Below are 24,589 nucleotides of genomic sequence, written 5' to 3' on the forward strand. Positions count from 1 at the left end.
GGCTACTTCACTCATTCTGACCACTCCCGAAAAAAATGCCAGCCGCAGATGCTGGCATTTTTATTTGGCGACGTTCCTCTTTCCTCAATCCGCCCGACCACGTGCCAGCCACATCACGCGCGCAAACAGCTGATCTAACAGCGGCGGAATCGCCTGTGGCCCGCGTTCAGCCGCAGCCATCGCGATGGCAATCGCCAGCTCAGGTTTCGAGCTATGCTGTATGGCTTTACTAATAATACGCCGCGTATTCATCGGCGCGTTTAACGGCAGGTGCGCCATATGGTGATAAACATCGCTAAAGCCCTGCTTATAGAGAAAATGTTCAATATCTGGCGCAGGGAATTGAGTGAGATGGTCCGCTTCCACACCGTGCGACGGCAGTTGGCTGCGTGCGGTAGCCGCATATTTACTGCCGGCCTGGTCGCCATCAGTGAGCACATGCCAGGCAATCCCCATGCGCTGGGCATACTTCAGCAGCGGCTTAAGACCGGACTGCGCAAACTCAATCACTTTTACCCCCTCCGCCGCAAAGTGATAGCCACGCTGTCGCGCCAGTTCATTGATAATCCACACTTCAGTTTCACCCTCTACCAGCAGCCAGCAGCGGGCAAACAACGCTGAGGGGCGATTAACGCGGATGTGAAAACCGATGCGGCGACTCTCTTCGGCACTCAACCCTTCCGGGCCAATACGCCAGGCCGCCACGCGCGCCGGTTCACGCACCAGACGACAAATATTCTCCAGCGGTACCTGCGACAGCAGTTCGCCCGAATTGGTGGTGGCGATTTTTTGCAGCGGCATCAGCTCCAGTAGATTCCAGGCCACGGAGAGCATAATGGGATGCAGACGCGTTTCCGGATCCTCTACCAGCAGCAACGGATGTGCGCCTGCGGGCAACGCTTCATTGCCGTGTGCCTGAATTAACAGCGAGAACATCCGCAACAGAATCACCTGACGACTGCGTGATTCGGTTCCGGCTATCAGATGGTTGAGCTTATCCAGCGAGCGCCAGCCCTGGCTGCCATCACGCAGTTCCGGCGCAAGCCGCGCGGCACTGCTGCCCGACTGTTGCACCAAAAAATAGTGCTCCAGCAGTTGCTGCATGGTATGCAAACCCTGCCGTAGCAGATCATCACTCAAGGTTTGTGGACGCACCACCAAATCACGCGTCAGCTTTTCCACTTCCTGTGCTAATGCCGTCAAGGTTGTGGCGCGCCGTTCTGTATCGTTGTCTGCGTGCCGGGCGCGACGACCAAAACGGGCATCGCGTAAACGCAACACCGGATAGTAAGCGCGCAAATGTGCCAGTGCCGCGTCGGTGCCCGCCATCGGTATCACATCGCCGCGTTGATCGATAAACCGCCAGGTGGTTTTTACCCCTTGCTCGTGACGTTTTGCCCGCGTGCTGAAACGGACAAAGCGTCCCTTTTCATCGTGCTGCCAAAAAGGCGCGAATAGCGCGTTGTCATCGTCTTTCTGGCTGCGGAAACGGAATACCAGTTGCAGCTGACGCATGCGGGCATCGAGATCGCCGGGAGGAAAGTGAAAATCGTGTTCCGTGAATTGATAGGGTTCCGCTGCGGGCGCCAGCGACAGCGTCAATGCATCCAGCAGGCTCGATTTACCCCAGGCATTTTCGCCAATCAACAGATTGGTATCAGTCAGCGGCAATGACAGCCGATTAATGCCGCGAAAACCATGAATATCGATATGTTCCAGAATCATCATACAATCCATCTGCTACTTTGCCTGAGCATGGTCTGCCACGCTGCGTTGGTCAAGTCAGCCACGGGAGAAAAGGTTTACACTTCAAACGTTTTTCGCTAGCGTTGCAGCCCTTCAAACATGGATAGAAACCCAACATGTACGGATTGATCATCATCCTGTTGCCGCTGATTCTCGGCTATCTGCTGCCGCTGCGACACACCACCCTTTTGCACGCTGTTGGCCGCACGCTGAGCGCGCTGGTTTATATCATTCTGTTCTTTATGGGCACCAGCCTGGCATTTCTCGATAACCTAAGCAGTAATCTGCTCACCATTTTCCACATTGCGTTGGTGAGCATGCTGAGCATTCTGGCCTGCTCGCTGCTGGCATTGTGGCTGCTCGAGCGGCGTTGGCCGTGGCGACATCAGCACAAACCCCAAGCGCTACCGTCACGTCTGCATATGGCGCTGGAGTCGCTCAAGCTGTGCGGATCGGTGCTGGCGGGTTTTCTGCTGGGACTGAGCCAGTGGGCGCCGCTGCGCCATGCATCGACCATTAGCGAATACGCCTTAATGCTGATGCTATTGCTGGTCGGCATTCAGCTGCGCAGCAGCGGCATGACACTGCGTCAGATCACCATTAATCGGCGCGGCATGGTGGTGGCGCTGGTCTCACTGTGTAGCGCGCTGGTCGGCGGCATGATTGCAGCGCTGCTGCTGGGTCTGCCGATCAAAACCGGTCTGGCGTTAGCCAGCGGTTTCGGCTGGTATTCACTTTCCGGCATTCTGATGAGCGAATCGTTCGGCCCGGTGATTGGCAGCGCCGCCTTCTTCAACGATCTGCTGCGCGAACTGATCACCATTATGCTGATCCCGCTGTTAATTACCCGTCAGCGCAGTATGACGTTGGGCTTAAGCGGCGCCACCTCAATGGATTTCACCCTGCCCATCCTGCAACGCACCGGCGGCATGGAAATCGTGCCCGCCGCTATTGTGCACGGTTTTATTATGAGCTTGCTGGCGCCAATCCTTATTGCGCTGTTCTCGGCCTGACTTTATCAAATGCGCGGATCAGCCGCGCAATGTAAGCCTTCCTCTATGACAAACTAAAAAAACCTGCATCTTAAATAAGATTTTTTAACCAAAAATGTCATTCTTAAAGCATTAAATTTCACAGAAAATTTACAGTAAAAACAGACCCGGCTGATATCAACAGCAAAAAAACCATTACTAACCCTACCTGGATCTCATATTTTCCGTTTTTATAAATAACTCTCAGAAACATTAAGAATTTTCACTTTCAATGCTTTCAGTAACCGTTTTAAAAAAGCAGTGAGCACCAGTGAAACCTCATTGATTTCATTATTAAATAAATCTATTTTTCGCAAAAAGGAAACTCAATGCTGTAGCACGTAATGGAAAAAATCATATGGAAAAGGTAATCAATTACTTATCACCTTCTCATCTTTTCGAAACCGACTATGAAATTATAAGCCACTTCTACGGCCGCGATTTAGGCGGAAAAGATTTTTTCATCTGGAAACACCTCATTGATATTGACCGCTTCAAAAAACCAACAAAACGCACCTTTCGTCATCAGGACAATCTTGTTACACAAGGTATTATTGTTTCCACGCTTTATTCATTCTCTTATAACAACCAGTATCGCACAGCCAATATAATTGGTGATTTAGGCATTGATGACACAGTCAAATCCCCAAAGCTTTTGAAAGATTTACTCCTGGCTGGGCATCAGCAAAATACGGATATGGTTATCTGTTATTCGGATGACCGTAAAATAGCTATCTATAAAAAAATATTTGATAAATACACTCTCACCAGTAATTACATCATTCCCTTTATTGATACTCTTTTGCAGCCTAATAATTTATCAACTCATTTCGATGAAATTAACCCCGAGGAGTTAGGGAAAGTATTTTTTTCAAATAACCTTGGCCGCCTAAAAGATCAGGAGTATTTTGCGTATCTGCAGAAAAACCCACTGTATAGACGTTTTCACTTCCTCCAACATGACGACTTTTACTGTGTGTTGGGATTAACGGATGACTATGTAGAGATACTGGAACTCTCGCACACCAGTAATGAAATCTTTCAATGGGCGATACAAGCCAGCCGTGCTTTCCATTGCTATTGTAAAGTGTTACTCCCTAAGTCCCGCTTTACACAATTAACGGTACATATTCCACACCTCATCAATCTTAAGCCGCTCAATTTATTACTCTCATTCCATCATGGGAAAGAGCTGGATATTAACCCTGACCATATATGGATAAGTCGTTTAGAGCGCCGGTAAATTATCACACCCAATTTCGTAAGGAAAAAACCATGCATTCAATCCCTTTAAGCCCTTACTCTTTGCTTTTTTGGCATGACCACCAGTTAAATCCTGACAGCAGCGAATACAATATTTCATTCACTCAACAGATTCAGGGGGACTTCAATTTAAATCAGTTTCAGTCAGGCATGCGCCGTTTTCTTAGCGAGCATAATATCTTTAATAGCCAAATTCAGATCAATGATGGGGAGCCTTGTTGGGAAACATTACCTCCTGAAATTAACATCATTCACTATACTGACAGTGAGCAATTAAACAGTTTAATTCAAGCGTCTTTCACCTTAACTTCCGGCCCGCTTTATCGTATTCTTTTGCAAGAAACAGACACCAGCAACACCTCATTGACATTGGTGTTTCACCATATTCTTTTGGATGGTAATCAGTTTAAAAACATCATTAACAAAATCAGTCAATACTACAATGATCCTGATTATCGCTGCGAAGAAAAATATCAAAGCATCGCTAAAACAAATAGCTATCTTCACGATCATGTAAAAAACTTAGACGACCAGTCAACCCAACAATTTTGGCAGCAAATGGCCTCCGGCGAAGCTGAAAACTACACTTTGCCATTTGTTAATGAGCAGCAAAATCAATCCTCCGATCGCCAGGCCATTTCCGAATTACGCTTCAATCTCGAAAAACAAAACTGGTCTGAAATTACACAATACTCTTATCGCCCTTTTATTCTATTTTCTCAGGTTTGGGGAACTCTGCTGGCACGCTGTGCCGGACAGAGTGATTTGACGTTATTTTATCCCGTATCAATCCGTCAGGCCGCCGACTTGCAACTGGGTGCTCAAATCAATACCAGCCTGATGCCAGTCAGCCTGCAAGCGACTACAACACTAAATGATCTCTGCCAGCGTGCCAAAACACTTTTTCGAAAACAACATCCGACAAACGGCAGCTACCTTAATGAACTACCCACTCATAAAATTTTGCAATATAGCGGCTGCCGTAATCTGCAAGTTGCCTTTGCACAAACGGACTTACGCACCACTTCCTTCACTTTTAACTCATGCGTGAGTACACCTCTCCATGACTATTATTGTGATTTAGGCGGCATTAATTTATCGCTAGAGTATGAAGAGACGGCCGATGCCTGGCAATTCCGCCTACGTTTCCGCAGTGCGTTTTTTGTCGCTTCGCAAATTAGTCGCTGTACAGATTATTTCCAACAGCTACTGAAAAATGCGCTCGCCGCTCCTGATGTTCCATTACTGTCATTGCCACTGCTGACGCATCAGGAGATTGCCCAATTATTACCTGCCGCCGCAAATCAAACCGAGCAAAGTCCTTTAAGTCTGGCGACCCATTTCGAACAAATCGCCCATCAGCATCCGGAAAACATTGCCTTAAGCTATTCCGGCTCCACCATGACTTATCGTCAACTGGATCGCTATGCCTGCCAACTTGCACAAAATATCAGCATCGCAATGCATACAATGCCTCACCTGGTTGAACCTCAACCTATTGCAGTTTATTGCGACAAAAGTGCGGAGTTTATTATTGCGCTGCTAGCGATTCTGAAGGCTGGGCATATTTATATGCCCATCTCTGTCGAAGCGGCAAACGAAAGGACGCATTATCAGCTCGAGCATAGCGCAAGCCCATTAATGCTGGTTGCGCCAGGCCTGCAGAAACACGCCACTACGCTCGTGACGTCAATGCAATCAGCACCCACCATTATCAGCATCGATCTTTCAGCATTGCAAAATCAGCCGCAAGGCTCCCCGCTGGCAACGTCATGTCACTCCGAAGCCGCGGTTATTTTTACCTCAGGCACCACCGGCAATCCCAAAGGGGTATTGATTGAGCAATCCGCCATAATCGAACTGGTTACCCAAACCAATTATCTGCAACTGACATCTCAGGATGTCTGCCTGTTTCTCGCTAGCCCCATATTCGATGTCGCCACGCTGGAAATTTGGGGTGCACTACTTAATGGCGGGAAACTGGTAATTCCACAAAGCACTCAAGCCTTAGCCAGCGATAGTATTGCCTTTCGCCAGCTTATTCATGATGAAGGTATCACCTTCGTCTGCATTACCCGCACGCTATTCGATACCCTGTTTTTACTGGATAAACACCTGTTCGATTCCATCAAATATTTGATGGTTGGGGGGGAAGGTTTAACGGTAGCCGTTATGCGCGAGTTAAGTGCTGCTCCTCAGCGCCCTGAAAAAATCATCAACGGCTACGGCCCAACTGAATGCACCACAATGAGTTCGTGGTATGAAATCCCGCCAAACCTTAGCCTTAATAGCGTGCCGATTGGCAAGGCGACGACCGGACGAGAACTCTATGTGCTCAATGAGCAGTTGCAGGTGCAACCGGAAGGCGCAACGGGAGAGCTATATATTGGTGGCCGGGGCCTGGCGAAGGGCTATATCAATAATCCGCTGCAAACGGCTAATAGCTTCTTAACCAATCCGTTCAGACAGGGCCGCCTCTATAAAACAGGCGATCAGGTGAAACAGCTGCCAGACGGTAATTTACTGTTTTGTGGTCGCAAAGATGGCCAGGTAAAAATTCGTGGGCACCGCATTGAGCTCAGCGAAATTGAGAGCGTCCTCAATGGCTGTTCGGCAATCCAGCAATCTGCGGTCGTCGCCTTACCCCAGTCTGAGGGTGGGCAGCTCGCCGCCTGGTATGTGGTTAAAGTCGGAGAAAACACCACGTCGCAGCAGATTAAGCGTGAATTATCCGCCAAACTTCCTGGCTATATGATCCCACGTTTCTTCACGCCCATTGCGGCAATTCCCCTCACCTTAAACGGTAAACTGGACTCACGCGCACTGGGTCAACCAGCACGGGAACTGAGCAATGAGCAATCAGTCGCCCATTCCCCCAGCGCAGTTGACGTGCTGCATCTTGCCAGCACCTTACTTCATGATCCCACCTTGTCGTTGCAGGATCATTTTTATGCTGCGGGTGGTGACTCTATCCAGGCAATCCAGTTTATTGCGGGCCTGCGTAAAATGGGATACAACGCGACCTTAAGCGATTTAGACCAATATGCCTCGCTGGATGAGTTTGCCCAGCATCTTACGCAAACGATTCATTGTCTTGATGCCAAAACGCTTCCTCTCGAAAATTACCCTTATCCTGTTACGCCCTTACAAGCCGGTTTGCTCACCTGGAGTCTGATGCATCCCGATGATGATGCCTATTTCATTCAGCAAGTAATGACTTACCAATGCGAAGTGCACTTGCCACACTATTACGCGGCCTGGGATTTAGTGCGTAAACGTTATCCCTCACTGCGTACAGAATTTGACTGGCAGCATGGCATCTTTCGTCAGCAGATTCTTCCCTGGCAGCCACTGGGGGCTCAGGGAATCCAACTCATCGATATTACGCATTGCAACGAAGATGATCAGCAACAGCAATTAGACCATTTCTTGCAGCAACAGCGCTCACAACCGATTGATCTCAAAATCCCGGGCACCCTGAGCCTGACTCTTTTTAAGCTGGCCGACGATCGTTATCAACTGATTAAAAGCGAACATCATGCAATTTCTGATGGCTGGAGCTGCAACAATATTTGGCAGCAGCTGCATGCCTATTATGACGACCTGATGATGGGTAATCAGCCTGAAGTCGAACCTGAAACCGCCTGGCTGGCATCATTGGTCTGGCAGCAGGAGAACAGAACTCAGGCCAACGCCTTCTGGCAACAACAAGCGCAAACCTTTAACTCACCGAATAACATTGGCTGGCTGCTGGATAAGCCTCATCAGTCAGCTGATTTGCGGCAGGTCAAAGAGGCTCAGGCGTTCGAGCTAACGCTGGAGAGCGAGGTGGTACAGGCACTAAAACAGGGCTGTCAGCGCGCGGGCACCACACTGAATGTGTTACTGCAATTTGCCTGGCACAAGCTGATGCAGATCTACACTAACGATCCGCAAACGCTGGTTGGCACCGTGCTGTCTGGAAGAAATCTGCCGATTGACGATATTACTGAAAGTGCCGGTCTGTTTATCAATACCTTGCCGCTAGCGGTCAACTGGCAGTCAGACGATAGCGTACTACAACAGCTGAAGCAGATTCACCACAGCATCGTCGTGATGAACCAGCATCACGCTTATGCTTTATCCGATTTGCAATCCGGTCAACAGCGACTTTTCCAAAGTTTGGTGGTATTTGAAAACTTCCCTGAGCATCGCAGTAGCGATGGAATCGATGCCCATACCCATTTACACATCATGGGTGAAATACTCGAATATCCGCTGGTAATGGTCGCATTTCTGCGCGATGACCAATTAACACTTTCATTGAAGTACGATGGCGCTCTGATGAGCGCAGCACGCGCCGCGAGATTGGTTCAGCAGGTAGCGACCCTGATGTCGATGGCAAATGCAAACTTCGATCAGCCGCACGAGATGCTGTCGCTAGGTTCCGTGTTGACAGCGATTGATGCCCCTCCAATTGGCCATTCAGAGACTTTACTGTCACGTTTTGCGGCGATAGTTGAACGCTATCCGGAAAAACCGGCGCTTATCTGGCAACAACATTCCATCACCTATCAGCAACTTAACATGGCGGCCAACGCGCTGGCGTGCCAGTTGTCACCCCGACTTGAAGCAGAAGAGCCGGTCATTATTCTGATGGAAAAACAGCCTCAGTGGCTGGTTGCTATGTTGGCGATCCTTAAAGCTGGTGGTTGCTATTTACCGATGGCTATTGATACACCTGCAGCACGTGTGCGCCTGATTGCAAAGGATGCTAACGTGCGACAAGTGATCACTAGCGAACATCATGCAGCTCATGTCGCTGCCTTATTTGAATCTGAAGCAGGCATCACTATCACCTGCTTAGCCGAGTCATTCGGAGTTGATGCATCGAACGAGATAGTAACGTTAACAAAAGCCACTCTGGCGGGTGCCATTCTTTATACCTCCGGCACCAGTGGTAAACCTAAAGGCGTAATCATTGAGCAAGCAGCGCTTCTGGCGCTGGTGGTCGACACTAACTACATGCATATTCAAGCGGATGACTGCGTTGCTTTTCTCGCCAATCCCGCATTTGATGCCGCCAGCTTTGAAATTTGGGGGGCATTACTTAACGGAGCGAGTCTGGTTATTCCTGATGATACTTTGGCGCTGGTCAGTGATGCGGCGCGGATGCAAGCATGGTTACAGCAGCATCCCATCACCATTATGTGGTTGACCCGTTCCTTATTTGATGCGCTGTATCTGGCGGATAATAATTTATTTAACGCATTAAGTTATCTATTGGTAGGTGGTGAAGCCCTCACGCCAGCCATCATGAAACAATTGGCAGCGCAACCTTCACGTCCTGCATACATCCTCAATGGCTACGGGCCAACAGAGTGCACAACGTTCACCACTACCTATGCCATTCCTGCCAACGAACAGCACACGACGATTCCACTCGGTAAAGCCATCAGCGGTCGCAGCTTATGGATTCTGGATAGTCGCGGTCAACCCGTGCCTGAAGGAGCACCGGGTGAACTCTATGTCGGGGGTATCGGCCTTGCCCGAAGTTATCTCAATCAACCTGAGCAAAGTGAACGTAGCTTTATCCACCACCCCCAGCTGAATTGCCGCTTGTATCGCACCGGCGATCGCGTGCGGCAGCTGGCTGATGGCAATCTTGAATATCTGGGGCGCATGGATAAGCAAGTCAAGATTCGCGGATTCCGCATTGAACCTGATGAAGTCGCAATGGCTCTGCTTAAACTGCCCAACGTGCAACAGTCGGCCGTCACGGTTTGGCAAGCAGGGACAAACAAACAGCTCGCGGCCTGGATGGTGCCGGCAAAAAATAGCGAGATTGATACTGCCTTGCTGCGCCGAATGCTGGAAGAGTGTTTACCGGAATATATGATTCCATCCAGTTTTACTGTGCTGGAGCAGTTACCGCTGACAACTAATGGCAAACTGGATGAGAAATCGTTACCCACTCCCACGATGACGCTCAGCGATGATTTTTGCGCGCCACGCAACGAGCTCGAAGAGCGCTTGTGCAACGCCTGGCAAAAGGTGCTCAATCTTGATGGCATCGGCATACATGATAACTTTTTCCGTATGGGTGGCGATTCCATTCAAAGCATTTTGCTCGTTACTGAACTGCGTAAAGCCGGTTACAGCCTTGATGCTGGCGAGATAAACCGTTCGCCAACCGTAGCGAAAATGGCGCAGGTTCTGCAACATCAAGCGGAACAGATCGTGCAGGAACAAGAAGCCATTAGCGGCGAGTGTCCACTCCTACCGATCCAGCAATGGTTCTTCGAACAAAACTTTGCCCAACCGCATCACTGGAATCAGGCATTCATGCTGCGTTTACCCGATGGGCTCAGGGCGGAACAGCTGCAGTCAGCACTTCATCAGCTTTCCCGCCAGCATGATATGTTGCGTGCTTACTATCGCGTTTCCTCAAATGCTGTGGAGCAATGGATCGCGGAAACTGAGCATTTTGTCACGCCGATATTGATTGAGATTGACGCTGCGGCGTTATCACCAGAAGCGCTAGAGCAGCAGCTCTCTGCTCTGCAGGCAAACTTTGACTACACGCAAGCACCATTGTGGCGGGCAGCAGTTATTCGCCATCATCCTGATGGAAACGACCGTCTGTGGTTCGCTTTCCATCACTTAATCATTGATGCCGTTTCATGGCGCATCATCGGCCTGGATCTACAACAGCAGATCGAACAAGGTCAGCTGCACAGTAAATCAACCAGCTACCGTCGTTGGGCGTTAACACAACAGGAGTATTTGCAGCAGCACCCGGATGATCTTCTGTGGTGGCAACAGGTGGCGATAACATCGGATTCCAGCCCAATTTTTACCCCCCAAGCTGCGCCGCATAATCTGACTATCCGATTTACAGCGGAACAAACCCAGCAGTTATTACGCGAAGCGGGTCAGGCATGGAATACCACTATCAACGATTTACTGCTGGCCGCGTTGGCGCTGGCGCTACCGCAGGTGAGCCGTCGCACTCAGCACCGCATTATCCTGGAAGGGCATGGCCGCGAGCCCTGGGATGAACAAATCGACCTGGCACAAACCGTTGGCTGGTTCACTACGCTGTTTCCGGTAAATTTGCAGGCGCAGGATGATATTGCCGCGACCATTGTGGCAACCAAAGAGATGTTGCGTCAGATCCCGGCGAAGGGAATTGGCTATGGCATTGCGCGCCAGCAGGGAATGCTGAGTGAAACCGCACATCCTGCTATCGCATTTAACTATCTTGGGGTGCTCTCCAGTACTCAGGATGCCTGGTCATTAGTCACCGAACACTGTGGCAATACCATCAGTCATGCGAATAAGAGCGTTTATGCGCTAACGCTGGATGGCGCGGTACTTGATCAGCAACTGATGTTCTTTATTAATAGCCAACTGCCTGATCGACAAACTCAGCATTTTGCCGCCGCGTTTCAGCAGGCGCTCATTGATATTATTGCGCTGTGTTGTGATAAGGCGCGGCAACAACCACAGCTGACTGCCAGCGACTACGGACCGATTATCCTTTCTGAGGGCAGACTGGCCCGCCTGCAGCAACAGTATCCCACCCTGTCCGCCATTCTTCCGGCAACACCGCTGCAACAAGGGATGATTTCCCATACGCTCGCGCATCCAGAGGATGATGCTTATCGCGTGCAGCAGCTTATGCATTACGACTGCACACTCAACACTGCACATTATCAGCAAGCCTGGCAGTTGGCCGTACAGCGTTTCCCAATCATGCGCACCGCATTTGATTGGGAAGATGGCACTATGCTGCAGATAGTGATTGCGGATGCCGCCATTTCGAGCACCAATCTGCGGGTGATCGATCTTAGTGCATTACCCACACACCAACAGCAACAACGGTTAGTGCAATTACAGCAGCAAGATCGTCAGCAGGTATTCTCTCTACAACACCCTGCAGAGATTCGCTTGCTGTTGGTTAAACATCATGAAAACGGCTGGAGTGTACTGAAAAGTCAGCATCACGCCATTTGCGATGGCTGGAGCGAACCTTGTGTGCTCAATACCGTTCATCTTTATTACGAAGCTCTGCAGCGTGGCGAGCATCCGCTCGTGGAAGAGCAAACCAGCTGGCTGGAGGCTCAGCGCTACCTGCAACGTAATAAGCTGAAATATGCCCGTTACTGGCAGCTGGAAAAAGCTCGCCTATCCAGTACCAATGATTTGCGTTGCCTTGCGCCGGAATGCAGTTCGGACACTGCATCAGAAGAGTTTAGTGCAGCCTCGCAACGCCTGATTCTAAGCAAAACCGAAGCCCATTTAATGCGCAGCTGTGCGGCGCAGTTAGGCATCACGCTCAATGCACTGGTGCAATTTGCCTGGCATAAGTTGATACAGATCTATAGTCAGGATGAGACGACACAAGTCGGCACCGTCGTAGCCGGACGTGATCTGCCGGTAGCTGGCATCAATGAGAGTGTCGGTCCTTATATCAATACGCTGCCTTTAGCGATTGCATGGCATCAGGATCAGAGTTGCGCCGAGGTGCTGTTGGCGATTCAGCAAAAAATTGCCGAACTAAACAGCCACAGCAACATCGGTTTGGTCGAGCTTCAAACCGATGGCGAGGCGCTGTTCAACAGCCTGGTAGTGTTTGAAAACTATCCGATTGCGGCGCACAGCAGCGGTATTGCCAATGCCTGGCGAATGGATGCGGCTTACGAGAAACTTGATTATCCGCTGGCGTTACTGGCGTGGGAATCACAAGAAACGCTTACCCTGCAGCTTAACTTCTTCACTCATTGGTTGAGTGACATGCAGGCCGATGAACGTCTGCGCCAGCTGAATATGATTATGCAGCAGTGTGCACAAGATCCCCATCGTCTGCATGAGACCATTGAACTGCCCTGCGCTATGCTGCCGTTGACACCACCAAACCTCAGTGGCTGCGGTCAATTGCTGCTGAAGCGTTTCCAACATATGGCAAAGGGTTATCCAGAAAGCATCGCACTCTCCAGCCACCAGGGAGATCTCAGCTACAGAGAATTGGATAGCCGCAGTAATCAACTGGCTCGCCATATTTTGACCCGATATCAGTTAATGAGCGGCGGAGCACTGCCGCGTGAAACGCCCATTGCCCTGCTAATGGATAAAAGCACCGATTTTATTATCGGTATGCTAGCGATACTGAAAGCGGGTGGCTGCTATGTGCCAATCTCTATCGACTATCCCACAGAGCGCATCAGCTATATGCTGGCAGAAACTGCTGCGCCACTGCTGTTGACGCATCGGCAGCATCGCCATCATCTCGCGGATAATCCTCTTCCCTGTTTACTGCTCGACGAGGCTATCCCTACCTTAAGCCCCGCCGCACTGCCAATTCATTCCGAATTAGCAGCAACCGGCGCGATCATTTTTACCTCGGGGACTACAGGCCAACCCAAAGGCGTGCCGATTACTCAGCAGGCAATGGTCGATTTGGTGGTGGACAATTCGTATGTTGCATTGCGTGACGACGATGCACTGCTGTTCCTTTCCAGTCCAGTGTTTGATGCCGCCACGTTTGAGATCTGGGGAGCACTGTTGAACGGGGCGAAATTAGTGATACCGCCCTCAACACAGGATCTGGCAAGTGATACCGTGCGATTCAAAACGTTAATACTGACGGAAGGGATCAGCGTGATGTGGGTAACACGGTCGCTGTTTGACATGCTTTATTTGCGCCAGCGCGATCTGTTTAACTCACTGCGCTACTTACTGGTGGGCGGTGAAGCATTATCTGCCGATATTATGCGCCAGCTGGCTGCTCAGCCTGAGCGACCACGCCATATTCTTAACGGTTACGGCCCAACCGAATGCACTACCTTTGCCACCACCTATGAAATCACCACAGCTGAAAACGGCACTTCTATTCCGATTGGCAAAGCCATTGCTGGTCGTCAGCTCTACGTGCTCAACCGGCTGATGAAACCTGTGCCGCAGGGGGCGCCGGGGGAGCTATATATCGGTGGCAGTGCGGTGTCACGCGGCTATCTTAATCGCCCTGATCTGACGTCCCGCCATTTTATCGCCAATCCATTTGGTGAAGGCACCCTGTACAAAACCGGTGACTGGGTACGTTATCGCGCCGATGGTCAGCTGGAGTATCTCGGACGCAGAGATCAACAGGTAAAAATTCGCGGTTTCCGTGTGGAATTGGAAGAGATCGCTACCGCGCTCAAACAGCAGCCAGGCGTCGAGCATGCCGTGGTGCAGTTGCGCGAGCTGGACGGTCAGAAAAAACTCTGCGCATGGTGCGTCATGCGAGCTGAACAGCCGTTCTCCGCTGACGATCTGTTAAGTAGGCTGGAACGCACCTTGCCTGATTACATGCTGCCAGCTGCAATAACGCGCATAGATAATCTGCCGGTTACGGTAAACGGCAAACTGGACAGCGCCCGTTTACCGACTCCCACACTACAACGCAGCGAACAACAATACTGTGCTCCTCGCTCCGGGCTGGAAGTAACTATTGCGGCAGTGTGGCAACAGGTGTTGAACAGCGATTCCGTGAGCATTAATGCCAACTTCTTCCGTATCGGCGGTGATTCTATCCAGAGTATTCTGGTCACTACCGAACTGCGCAAACGCGGCATTGCATGCTCTACGCGCGACATCTTTGCTGCAAAGACTATCGAAAGGCTGGCGCAGTTGATTGAGCAACGTCCGCAGCAGCAGGATGTGATAAATGAACAAGGCGGCCTGAGTGGTGAGTTTGCGTTGCTGCCGGTGCAGCACTGGTTTAATAGCCTCAAATTGGCTAATCCGCACTGGTTTAACCAAGCCTTCATATTGACTTTACCCGCTGATTTGCAAGTGGACGATCTACGTCATCATTTGCAGCAGTTAGTGGCGCATCACGACATGCTGCGCGCGCGCTTTACCTTTGAGGATGCGCAGATCAGTTGTCAGCGCTATCTTGCCGAGCAAGAACCTCTGGCATTTACCCGATTTGATCGCGCAACGCTGACGCATCCACAGCAACTTGAGGAGAAGTGCAGCGAGTGGCAGCGCTATTTCAATCTGAATCAGGGAGCGCTCTATCACTTTGTTTATTTATACGACAGTTGCGGTAGTGAGCCGCCAGCGCTGTTCTGCGCGTTCCATCATCTGATCATTGATGCCGTTTCATGGCGAATCGTTGCCAGTGATTTGCAGACCCTGTATCAGGGTAATGCCCTGCAGAAAAAAGCCACCAGCTATCGCCAGTGGCAGCAATGCATTGGCGATTATGCCACGCGCAACCTGGCGCAGATGGATTACTGGCAGGAACAAATAGCCGGACAATATGACTATTGGCAGCTTATCGAGCGCCGAACTGAGCGACAGTTTATTACGCAGCGCCTGTCAGCCACATTAACCGATCAGCTGCTGCATCATGTGCATCACGTCTACCACACGGAGGTAAGCGACTTCTTGCTTACTGCACTCAGTCATGCGCTTCAAAGTTGGCACGGACAGCCGGCGTCTTACATTACGCTGGAGGGACATGGCCGTGAGGATATTGCAGAATTGACCGATGTTAGCCGCACACTGGGCTGGTTTACCACCCTGTTCCCGCTACGCCTGGCGATCCACGAGAATGAAGCACAAAATCTACGCGTTATCAAAGATCAGTTACGCGCCATTCCTGACAAAGGCTTTGGTTATAGCGCGCTGAAGTTCGCCAGTACCGGCACAGCACCTATGCTGCAAAGTCACCTGTTGCCGGTGATCAGCTTCAACTATCTTGGTCAGATTAGTACAGCGCAGCAGCATCAGCCGTGGGTTATCTTGCCGTATGGTTGCGGAGAACAAAGCGCACCTGAAAACAACGCCCATAACGTGCTGGATTTCACTGTTAGCGTGGTAAATGACGAACTAATTCTTAATGTTGCTTCGGCACTGCCATCGACCGTCACCGCGCAGCTGATTGCGCAATTTACCGGGACGCTGGAAAGATTGGTCACACATTGCCTTGAACATCATCGGGCCGGGAAAAGTTGGTTTAGCCCGTCAGATTTTCCGATGTGTAATATCACCATAGAGGCGCTTGATGGTCTGCAGCAACAGATTGAGTTAGAGAATCTTTACCCTGCAACCGGCACACAGCGCGAGTTACTTTATTTCAATCGCATCAATCCGGATTTCCAGATCGATCAAAATATCCTACGCATCGACGGTGAATTTAATGCACAGGTGATGGCGGAAGCCTGGCAATATGCGGCACAACGCTACGATGTGTTACGCACGGGTTATATCGACAAGCACTGTCCCGGCAATCCGTTAGCCTATGTCTGTAAGCAGGTTAATTTTCCTGTAACAGTTGAAGATTGGTCTGGGATGGAGGCCGAGCAGTTGCATGCGGCATTACAGGCGCGCATGTTGGCCGAACGTAACCGTCCGATGGACATCGAACAGCCAGGTTTGATGAAAGTGATGGTGGTGCGTGCCAGTGCAACGTGTCACTACATGATGCAAACCTTTAACCATGTGCTGTTTGATGGATGGTCGCTGAATAACATCCTGACCAGTCTGCTGGATGATTATCAACATCGACTGCGCGGTGAGCCAATTAACTTTACGCCACTCAGCTTTGCGGCCTTCCCACAGTGGCTGCAAAAGTGTGACATTGCCGCAGCCGAGCACTTTTGGTCAGACTATTTGTGTAATGCGCCGATGAACCAGCGTTTGGCCATAGACAAGGTGTCGCCCATCGATCTGGCGTGCGAAAAGCGCATGCGTAAGTTCGCACACAAGCTAAGTTGCGCGCAAAGCACAGCCTTGCACAGCTATGCGACCCGCACTGGCTTCACACCCAACCAGATCACGCAACTGGCGTGGATGCAGGCATTAGCGCAGTTGCTGGACACTGATGATGTGGTCATCGGCACCACCATGAGTGAGCGCCCGGCGGATATTGATAACGTTGCGCAACTGGTGGGGCTGTTTGTCGCCAGCCCGGTATTGCGTCTGCAGGAGATACGACAGCAGTCGGCGAATGTGCTGTTAGCGCAGATCGCCACTAGCCAGCCCGATCGGCAACAGTATGCTTTCCACGAGCTCAATCATTACGACAGTGAGTGGCAACCTACATCGCCGTTTGGCAGCCTGTTTGTCTTTGAAAGCATGCCCCAGGCACAGCTTAACGATCTGCCGTTTACGTTAACGCCGTTGGATAACGTCAGCGGCAGTAATCATCAGACGGTACTGTGTTTAATCCCGGAAAACGATCAGCTGTTCCTGTCGCTGTTCTACGATGCCAGTGAGCTGAGTGAACAGACGGTACGCACCCTGTGTGAAACCTTCATTCAAGCCATCGACGCTATCGTGCAGTAATCCTTCTCAAGCCCCGCAAGGGGCTTGTTTCTTTTTCAGTTTGCTACAACGCATTTTTTCACGGCTACGCGCCTGCTTCATCGTCTACGCTTTCTGACTGACACGTTTTCGCCATCGGCATGGATGGCTCAACACCAGAAAGGAGCAAACGATGAAGCAAACTGTGGCGGCACTGCTGGCAAAAACCCTCGAAAACGCCGGTGTGAAGCGCATTTGGGGCGTCACCGGCGACTCACTCAACGGGCTGAGCGATAGCCTAAATCGTATGGGCACTATCGAATGGATGCCCACGCGCCATGAAGAAGTCGCGGCCTTCGCGGCTGGAGCCGAAGCACAAATCAGCGGCGAACTGGCAGTCTGCGCAGGATCCTGTGGTCCAGGAAACTTGCACTTAATCAATGGCTTGTTTGATTGTCACCGTAACCATGTTCCGGTATTAGCCATCGCGGCCCACATTCCCTCCAGCGAAATCGGCAGTGGCTACTTCCAGGAAACCCATCCGCAGGAGCTGTTCCGTGAGTGCAGCCACTACTGTGAGCTGGTTTCCAATCCCGAACAGTTGCCGCAAGTGCTGGGCATCGCGATGCGCAAAGCGATTCTTAATCGCGGCGTCTCGGTGATTGTGATTCCCGGCGATGTGGCACTGCAGCCCGCCCCGGAAAGCGCGCGTAGTGAATGGTATCCACCGCAGCTGCCGCATGTGGTGCCATCCGCCAGCGAAGTGGCTCGGTTAGCCGAGACGTTGAACGGCGCGAAAAATATCACGCTGCTGTGCGGCAGCGGTTGCGCTGGCGCGCATGCAGAAGTGGTCAAACTGGCGGAAACGCTGAAAGCGCCGGTAGTACACGCCATGCGCGGGAAGGAGCACATCGAATACGATAATCCTTACGACGTCGGGATGACCGGGCTAATTGGTTTCTCATCGGGTTTCCACGCGATGATGAACGCCGACACCCTGGTGCTGCTCGGCACGCAATTCCCCTATCGCGCTTTCTATCCGGCAGATGCCAAAATCATTCAGATCGATATCAATCCCGGTAGTCTCGGCTCACACAGCCATGTCGATATGGCGCTGGTCGGTGATATCAAAACCACCTTGCATGCGCTGCAACCGCAGCTCACCAGTAAAACCGATCGCCAGCATCTGGACAAGGCGTTGGAACATTATGTCGATGCGCGTAAAGGCCTTGATGAACTGGCAACGGCCAACGACAAGCTGCCGATTCATCCGCAATATCTCGCCCAGCAAATCAGTGAATACGCCGATGACGACGCCATTTTTACCTGCGACGTGGGCACACCAACGGTATGGGCGGCACGCTACCTGAAGATGAACGGCAAACGTCGACTCATCGGCTCGTTTAATCACGGGTCGATGGCCAACGCCATGCCACAGGCGCTGGGCGCACAGTCGCTGGACAAACAGCGTCAGGTTGTGGCGCTGTGCGGTGATGGCGGCTTTAGCATGTTGATGGGCGATTTCATTTCGGTGGCGCAGCTGAAGTTGCCGGTGAAACTGGTGATCTTCAACAACAGCGTGCTGGGCTTCGTCGCGATGGAGATGAAAGCCGGCGGTTATCTGACCGATGGTACCGATCTCGAGAACCCGGATTTCGCCGCGATTGCCGCCGCCTGCGGCATCAAAGGTATGCGCGTGGAGAAAGCCTCCGAGCTGAACGGCGTGCTGCAGGAAGCCTTCGCGCACGATGGTCCGGTACTGATTGATGCGATCACCGCCAAGGAAGAGTTGTCGATGCCGCCTCAGATCAAAGCGGAGCAGGCCAAAGGTTTCAGCCTGTATATGATGCGCGCCATTCTGAATGGACGCGGTGATGAGATCGTGGAACTGGCGAAAACCAACTGGCTGAGGTAAAACAATTCAGGCCAGACATGATGATAACGCGGGCACTTTGCCCGCTTTTTTATTTCAGGAGAGCGACGTGATCGATTTACGCAGTGATACCGTAACCCGCCCCAGTGCTGCCATGCTCGATGCTATGATGGCGGCGGAAACTGGCGATGATGTCTATCGCGATGACCCCACCGTACAGGCACTGGAAGTTGAAGCGGCCCGCTTGAGTGGCAAGGCCGCTGCGCTGTTTTTCCCCACCGGCACCCAGGCAAATCTGGTGGCGCTGCTGTGTCACTGCCAGCGCGGTGATGAATATATCGTTGGTCAACAGGCGCACAACTACAAATACGAAGCCGGTGGCGCAGCGGTGCTGGGCAGTATTCAGCCACAGCCGATTCTGCATGCCGAAGATGGTTCTCTGCCGCTGGCCGACGTTGCTGCCGCTATCAAACCCGATGATTTCCACTTCGCTCGCACGCGTTTGCTTAGCCTGGAAAACACCCATCACGGTAAGGTGCTGCCGTTGAGCTACCTCGAACAAGCGTGGAAATTTACTCGTGAACGTAAGCTGGCGCTGCATATTGATGGCGCGCGTATATTTAATGCCGTGGTGGCGCAGAATGTAGAGCTGGAAGCGATTGCGCGTTACTGCGACACCTTGACCATCTGCCTGTCAAAAGGCCTCGGCACGCCGGTCGGTTCGCTGCTGTGTGGCGATGAGGCGTATATCGAGCAGGCGCGGCGCTGGCGCAAAATGACCGGCGGCGGCATGCGTCAGGCGGGCATTCTGGCAGCGGCTGGCTTGTATGCATTGCAACACAATGTGGCACGCCTTAAAGAGGATCACGACAACGCGGCGTGGTTAGGCGAGCAGCTGAGCGCCATCGGCGTTGAGGTGCTGAACCAGCACACCAATATGTTGTTTGTGAAAGTAGCGCCAGAGAAAGTTGAAGCGCTGAAAAGCTGGATGCAATCGGGCGACGTGCTAGTCAGCGTCGGGCCAGTAACGCGCATCGTGACGCATCTGGATGTCAGCCGTCAGGATTTGCAACGGCTGGTGGCGCACTGGCAGGCATTCCTGCAGCAGTAAATCCTGGTACGCGCAATGCTTCGTCGGGTCGCCAATGATGGCGACCCATGCGCTCTACCTCACTGCGCCGCACCGTATTTCGCCAGCAGCGCGCGGGCAATCGCCAGGGTTTCCGCATCGGCGATCCCGCGATAATCTGCTGGACGGAAGTGCATCTGAAACGCCGCAATCAGCTTGCGCTGCATCTGTGGTGTGGTTGCTGCGGCGACGTCATAACCGTAGCGCTGCAACGCCTCCAGCAACACCTCTTGATCCACCGCTTCATCCGCAGCGCGTCCGTTGAGATAGCGCTGCACCGTAGCCTGCTCAGGCCATGCACCTACACCTTGCGCAGCCAGCTGCTGCCAGGGGAACAGCGGACCCGGATCTTGCTTGCGCTGCGGCGCGATATCGCTGTGCCCCACCACATTTTCCGGCGAAATGCCGTAGCGCTGCGTAATGTCTTCTACTAGCGCCTTCAGCGCATCGATCTGTGCTGGAGTAAAGGGCTGCCACTGTACGCCCGTCAATGTTCGACGGTAACCGCTATTAACCATCTCAATGCCAATCGAGGTGTCATTGATGCGCGTTGCACCGCGCCAGAAGCTGGGGCCAGCATGCCATGCTAGCTGGCTTTCCGGCACCAGCTGCCAAATGATGCCCTGCGCGTTTTTCTGCGGCGGATGACGAGGAATTAAATAATGCGCGCTCACTTCACGATCGGTCAGCGTTGCCAGGGAACTGGAAAAATCCTCGGCGGTATAGTGAATCACCACCACTTTGATGCGTGGCCGCGCGCCCTGCGCCGGATGCGCGGTATCCACCCAATAGCCGTGACGCGCTTCAATCGATGACTGACAGGCGCTCAGCAGCAACGCCATCGCCAGCAGGAAAACCACGCGCATTAGCGAATAATCACCGCGGTGCCGGTGACGCTCACCATCAACATGCTGCCCTCTTTGCCCACGGTTTCGTAATCGATATCGATCCCCACCACCGCATTGGCACCCAGTGCTTTGGCCTGCTCTTCCAGCTCTTTAAAGGCGATCTGCCGCGCTTTGCGTAACTCTTTTTCGTACGCACCAGAACGGCCACCAACGATATCGCGGATACCGGCGAAGAAGTCGCGGAAGATGTTGGCGCCCAGAATCGCTTCGCCCGCAACCACACCGCAATATTCACTGATGCTGTGTCCTTCCAGCGTAGGCGTAGTGGAAAATTTCATACTTTCTCCTTTTCTTAATCAGCGAGTTATAGCTCTTACGGCGTAAAAGCAAGGCTATACTCTATGCTAAAAATGGCGCTTTGCCAGTGAACAATAAGGAAATCGAGATGAGAAACCATGCCTTTGCGCTGCTTATTCCCGCTGCGTTACTGCTGAGTGCTTGTACCACCGTTGAGCCAGTGATTAAGGATAATGGCCCGCGCACCGCTGCCTGCGTTGAGGGTGGTCCGGACAGCGTGGCGCAACAGTTCTATGATTTACGCGTCAGCCAGCCCACTCAGGGCTTGCCGGATAGCACCCAGCTGGCGAAATATCGCCCTTACCTGAGCGATCGTTTGTATCAGAAACTGCTGAGCGCTAGCAGTCAGAATCCGAAACCGGCGACGTGGACCCGCGGCGATCTGTTCTCAAGCCTGGCGCAAGGACCAACTTCGGCGGATGTCGCCAGTGCTTCAACCATCCCTAACCGTGATGCGCGCAACATCCCGCTGCGCGTGGATTTGAGCCGCGATGATAAAACGTGGCACGACGAAGTGCTCATGATCCACGAAGGCACCTGCTGGGTCGTGGATGATGTGCGTTATGTCAGCGATGTGCCGCACGTTAACGGTGGTTCATTGACGCAGCTGCTGGAAGCGAAAAAATAGTCGTTCACTTTTCCAGCACTCCGTTCTATTGATTAGCGCGCCGCATCCTTGCGGCGCTTTTTGTTTATAATTTGTGAACTAAATTCGCCTCGTCAGCCCTTACCCGCCGTGAGTGGCGCGATATTGTGCTACGCTTTGGATGTTTCACTGCTCTTTAATAAATATTAACCCACCACAATTGCATAACTATTCTGGTGACGTTAAAATCCGCGACACTAATTACTATTCATTTTTAGCGCATGAGTATTCAACTAAACGCCATAAACTGTTTTTACGGTGCCCATCAGGCACTGTTCGATATCAACCTGGCTTGTCCGCAGGGAGAAACGCTGGTGTTGCTCGGCCCGAGTGGCGCGGGTAAAAGTTCGCTCCTGCGCGTGCTCAATTTGCTGGAGCAACCGCGCTCCGGCAGCCTGCAGATTGCCGGCAACCAGTTTGATTTCACCAAAGCCCCCTCTGACAGCGCGATTCGCGAGCTGCGTCAGAACGTCGGCATGGTGTTTCAGCAATACAATCTGTGGCCGCACCTCACCGTGGTGCAAAACCTGATTGAAGCCCCGTGCCGCGTGCTCGGTCTCAGCAAAGACGCTGCGCGTGCGCGTGCCGAAAAGCTGCTGGATCGCCTGCGCCTGACGCCGTATGCCGATCGTTTCCCGCTGCACCTTTCCGGCGGTCAGCAGCAGCGCGTTGCCATTGCACGTGCGCTGATGATGGAACCGCAGGTGTTGCTGTTTGACGAACCGACCGCCGCACTCGATCCCGAAATTACCGCCCAGATCGTTAGCATTATTCGTGAGCTGGCACAGACCAACATCACGCAAGTGATCGTGACACATGAAGTGGAAGTAGCGCGTAAAACCGCCAGCCGCGTGGTGTACATGGAAAACGGTCACATTGTGGAGCAAGGTGATGCCAGCCACTTTACACAGCCGCAAACCGACGCGTTTGCTAATTATCTTTCGCATTAAGTCAGGAAGCTTCTAATGAAAAAAGTTGTAATTGCTGCCCTCCTTGCCGGCCTGAGCCTGAGCGCTTCTGCGGCACAGACATTGCGTTTCGCCACCGAGGCTTCCTATCCTCCGTTTGAATTCGTCGACTCTGACAATAAAATTCAGGGCTTTGATGTCGATCTGGCTAACGCGCTGTGTAAAGAGATGGATGCGACCTGCACCTTCACTAATCAGGCGTTCGATAGTCTGATTCCAAGCCTGAAGTTCCGCCGTTTCGATGCGGTAATGGCCGGCATGGACATCACCCCAGATCGTGAGAAACAAGTGCTGTTCTCCAAGCCGTATTACGACAACTCCGCCATCTTCATCGCGCAGAAAGATAAAGTCGCTGACGTCGCTGCATTAAAAGGTAAACGTGTCGGCGTGCAGAACGGCACCACGCACCAGAAATACCTGTCTGACAAGCATAGCGATATCACCGTTGTGCCTTACGACAGCTATCAAAATGCGGTGCTTGATCTGAAAAATGGCCGTATCGATGCGGTGTTCGGAGACACTGCAGTGGTGAATGAGTGGCTGAAGCAGAACGCCAACCTCGCACCGCTGGGCGAGAAAGTGACCGACAAAGATTACTTCGGTACCGGCTTAGGTATTGCGGTGCGCCAGGGCAACACTGAGCTGCAGGGCAAATTCAATGCCGCCCTGGAGAAGATCAAAGCCGACGGCACCTACAAAACCATCTACAGCAAATGGTTCCAGCAGTAATTTCTGATGAATGAAATGATTCCACTCGCAAGCGCCGCCGGGATGACCGTCGGCCTTGCCGTTTGTGCACTGATCGCCGGCCTTGTGCTGGCGATGATTTTTGCTGGCTGGGAATCGGTGCGCTGGAAACCGCTGGCATGGATCGGCACCGGTCTGGTGACGCTGATTCGAGGCCTGCCGGAAATTCTGGTGGTACTGTTTATCTACTTCGGCGCCTCACAGCTGCTGTTGACGCTCTCCGATGGCTTCCACATCAATCTTGGTCTGTTCAACATTCCGGTGCAGGTGCAGATTGAGAACTTTGACGTCAGCCCCTTCCTGTGCGGCGTGATTGCGCTGGCGATGCTCTATTCTGCTTATGCATCACAGACCCTGCGCGGCGCCCTCAAAGCGGTGCCGGTCGGTCAATGGGAATCGGGTCAGGCGCTCGGCATGAAAAAGTCGGCGATTTTCCTGCGCCTGATTATGCCGCAGATGTGGCGTCATGCGCTGCCAGGCCTCGGAAACCAGTGGCTGGTACTGCTGAAGGATACCGCGCTGGTATCGTTGATCAGCGTGAATGATCTGATGCTACAGACCAAAAGCATTGCTACGCGCACGCAAGAACCCTTTACCTGGTATCTGGTGGCGGCGGCGATCTATCTGATCATCACGCTGTTCAGTCAGGCCGTGCTGCGCCGCATTGAATTGCGCACCACGCGTTTCGAGCGAGGGGCTTAAG

The 24,589-nt window shown here is 52.1% G+C and carries 12 protein-coding genes; 9 read left to right on the forward strand and 3 right to left on the reverse strand.

Annotation, left to right across the window (positions count from 1 at the left end; all coding sequences use genetic code 11):
- Positions 1-84 precede the first annotated feature (84 nt).
- Positions 85-1,725 (reverse strand): ATP-dependent endonuclease, encoded by a 1,641-nt coding sequence (locus tag WFL93_RS02625; RefSeq protein ID WP_336777399.1) that lies wholly within the window; start codon positions 1,723-1,725, stop codon positions 85-87.
- Between the two features lie 137 nt (positions 1,726-1,862).
- Here WFL93_RS02625 and WFL93_RS02630 point away from each other — a divergent pair, with 137 nt between their 5' ends.
- From WFL93_RS02630 to ltaE, 5 genes are all read left to right on the forward strand, one after another.
- Complete coding sequence (locus WFL93_RS02630) at positions 1,863-2,759, forward strand: lysine exporter LysO family protein (protein ID WP_336777191.1); 897 nt, start codon at positions 1,863-1,865, stop codon at positions 2,757-2,759.
- Between the two features lie 376 nt (positions 2,760-3,135).
- A complete protein-coding gene (locus WFL93_RS02635) occupies positions 3,136-4,020 on the forward strand; it encodes a hypothetical protein (protein ID WP_336777192.1) in 885 nt (294 codons plus the stop codon).
- 32 nt (positions 4,021-4,052) lie between these two features.
- Positions 4,053-17,360, forward strand: a complete 13,308-nt coding sequence (locus WFL93_RS02640; RefSeq protein WP_336777193.1) for an amino acid adenylation domain-containing protein — start codon at positions 4,053-4,055, stop codon at positions 17,358-17,360.
- Between the two features lie 151 nt (positions 17,361-17,511).
- Positions 17,512-19,233, forward strand: coding sequence for a ubiquinone-dependent pyruvate dehydrogenase (poxB, locus tag WFL93_RS02645; RefSeq protein ID WP_180823346.1), 1,722 nt, complete (start codon positions 17,512-17,514; stop codon positions 19,231-19,233).
- Between the two features lie 67 nt (positions 19,234-19,300).
- Positions 19,301-20,302, forward strand: coding sequence for a low-specificity L-threonine aldolase (gene ltaE / locus WFL93_RS02650; protein ID WP_336777194.1), 1,002 nt, complete (start codon positions 19,301-19,303; stop codon positions 20,300-20,302).
- Positions 20,303-20,361: 59 nt separating this feature from the next.
- On the opposite strand, the gene WFL93_RS02655 is transcribed toward ltaE, so the two are convergent.
- Complete coding sequence (locus WFL93_RS02655; RefSeq protein WP_336777195.1) at positions 20,362-21,186, reverse strand: N-acetylmuramoyl-L-alanine amidase; 825 nt, start codon at positions 21,184-21,186, stop codon at positions 20,362-20,364.
- A complete protein-coding gene (locus WFL93_RS02660) occupies positions 21,186-21,506 on the reverse strand; it encodes a heavy metal-binding domain-containing protein (RefSeq protein WP_007887640.1) in 321 nt (106 codons plus the stop codon). Before WFL93_RS02660 ends, WFL93_RS02655 begins: the two co-directional genes overlap by 1 nt.
- Before the next feature lie 107 nt (positions 21,507-21,613).
- On the opposite strand from WFL93_RS02660, the gene WFL93_RS02665 reads away from it, so the two are divergent.
- From WFL93_RS02665 to artQ, 4 genes are all read left to right on the forward strand, one after another.
- Positions 21,614-22,153 (forward strand): lipoprotein, encoded by a 540-nt coding sequence (locus tag WFL93_RS02665; RefSeq protein ID WP_336777196.1) that lies wholly within the window; start codon positions 21,614-21,616, stop codon positions 22,151-22,153.
- Positions 22,154-22,392: 239 nt separating this feature from the next.
- Positions 22,393-23,121: an arginine ABC transporter ATP-binding protein ArtP gene (gene artP, locus WFL93_RS02670; protein ID WP_049850999.1), complete on the forward strand. Its 729-nt coding sequence runs from the start codon at positions 22,393-22,395 to the stop codon at positions 23,119-23,121.
- A gap of 15 nt (positions 23,122-23,136) precedes the next feature.
- On the forward strand, positions 23,137-23,868 hold the full coding sequence (artJ, locus tag WFL93_RS02675) for an arginine ABC transporter substrate-binding protein (RefSeq protein WP_007887647.1): 732 nt from the start codon (positions 23,137-23,139) through the stop codon (positions 23,866-23,868).
- Between the two features lie 6 nt (positions 23,869-23,874).
- Positions 23,875-24,588, forward strand: a complete 714-nt coding sequence (gene artQ, locus WFL93_RS02680) for an arginine ABC transporter permease ArtQ (protein WP_007887649.1) — start codon at positions 23,875-23,877, stop codon at positions 24,586-24,588.
- Position 24,589 lies beyond the last annotated feature (1 nt).

This window comes from Pantoea sp. USHLN256 (assembly GCF_037149875.1).
Classification (GTDB): Bacteria; Pseudomonadota; Gammaproteobacteria; order Enterobacterales; family Enterobacteriaceae; genus Pantoea; species Pantoea nemavictus.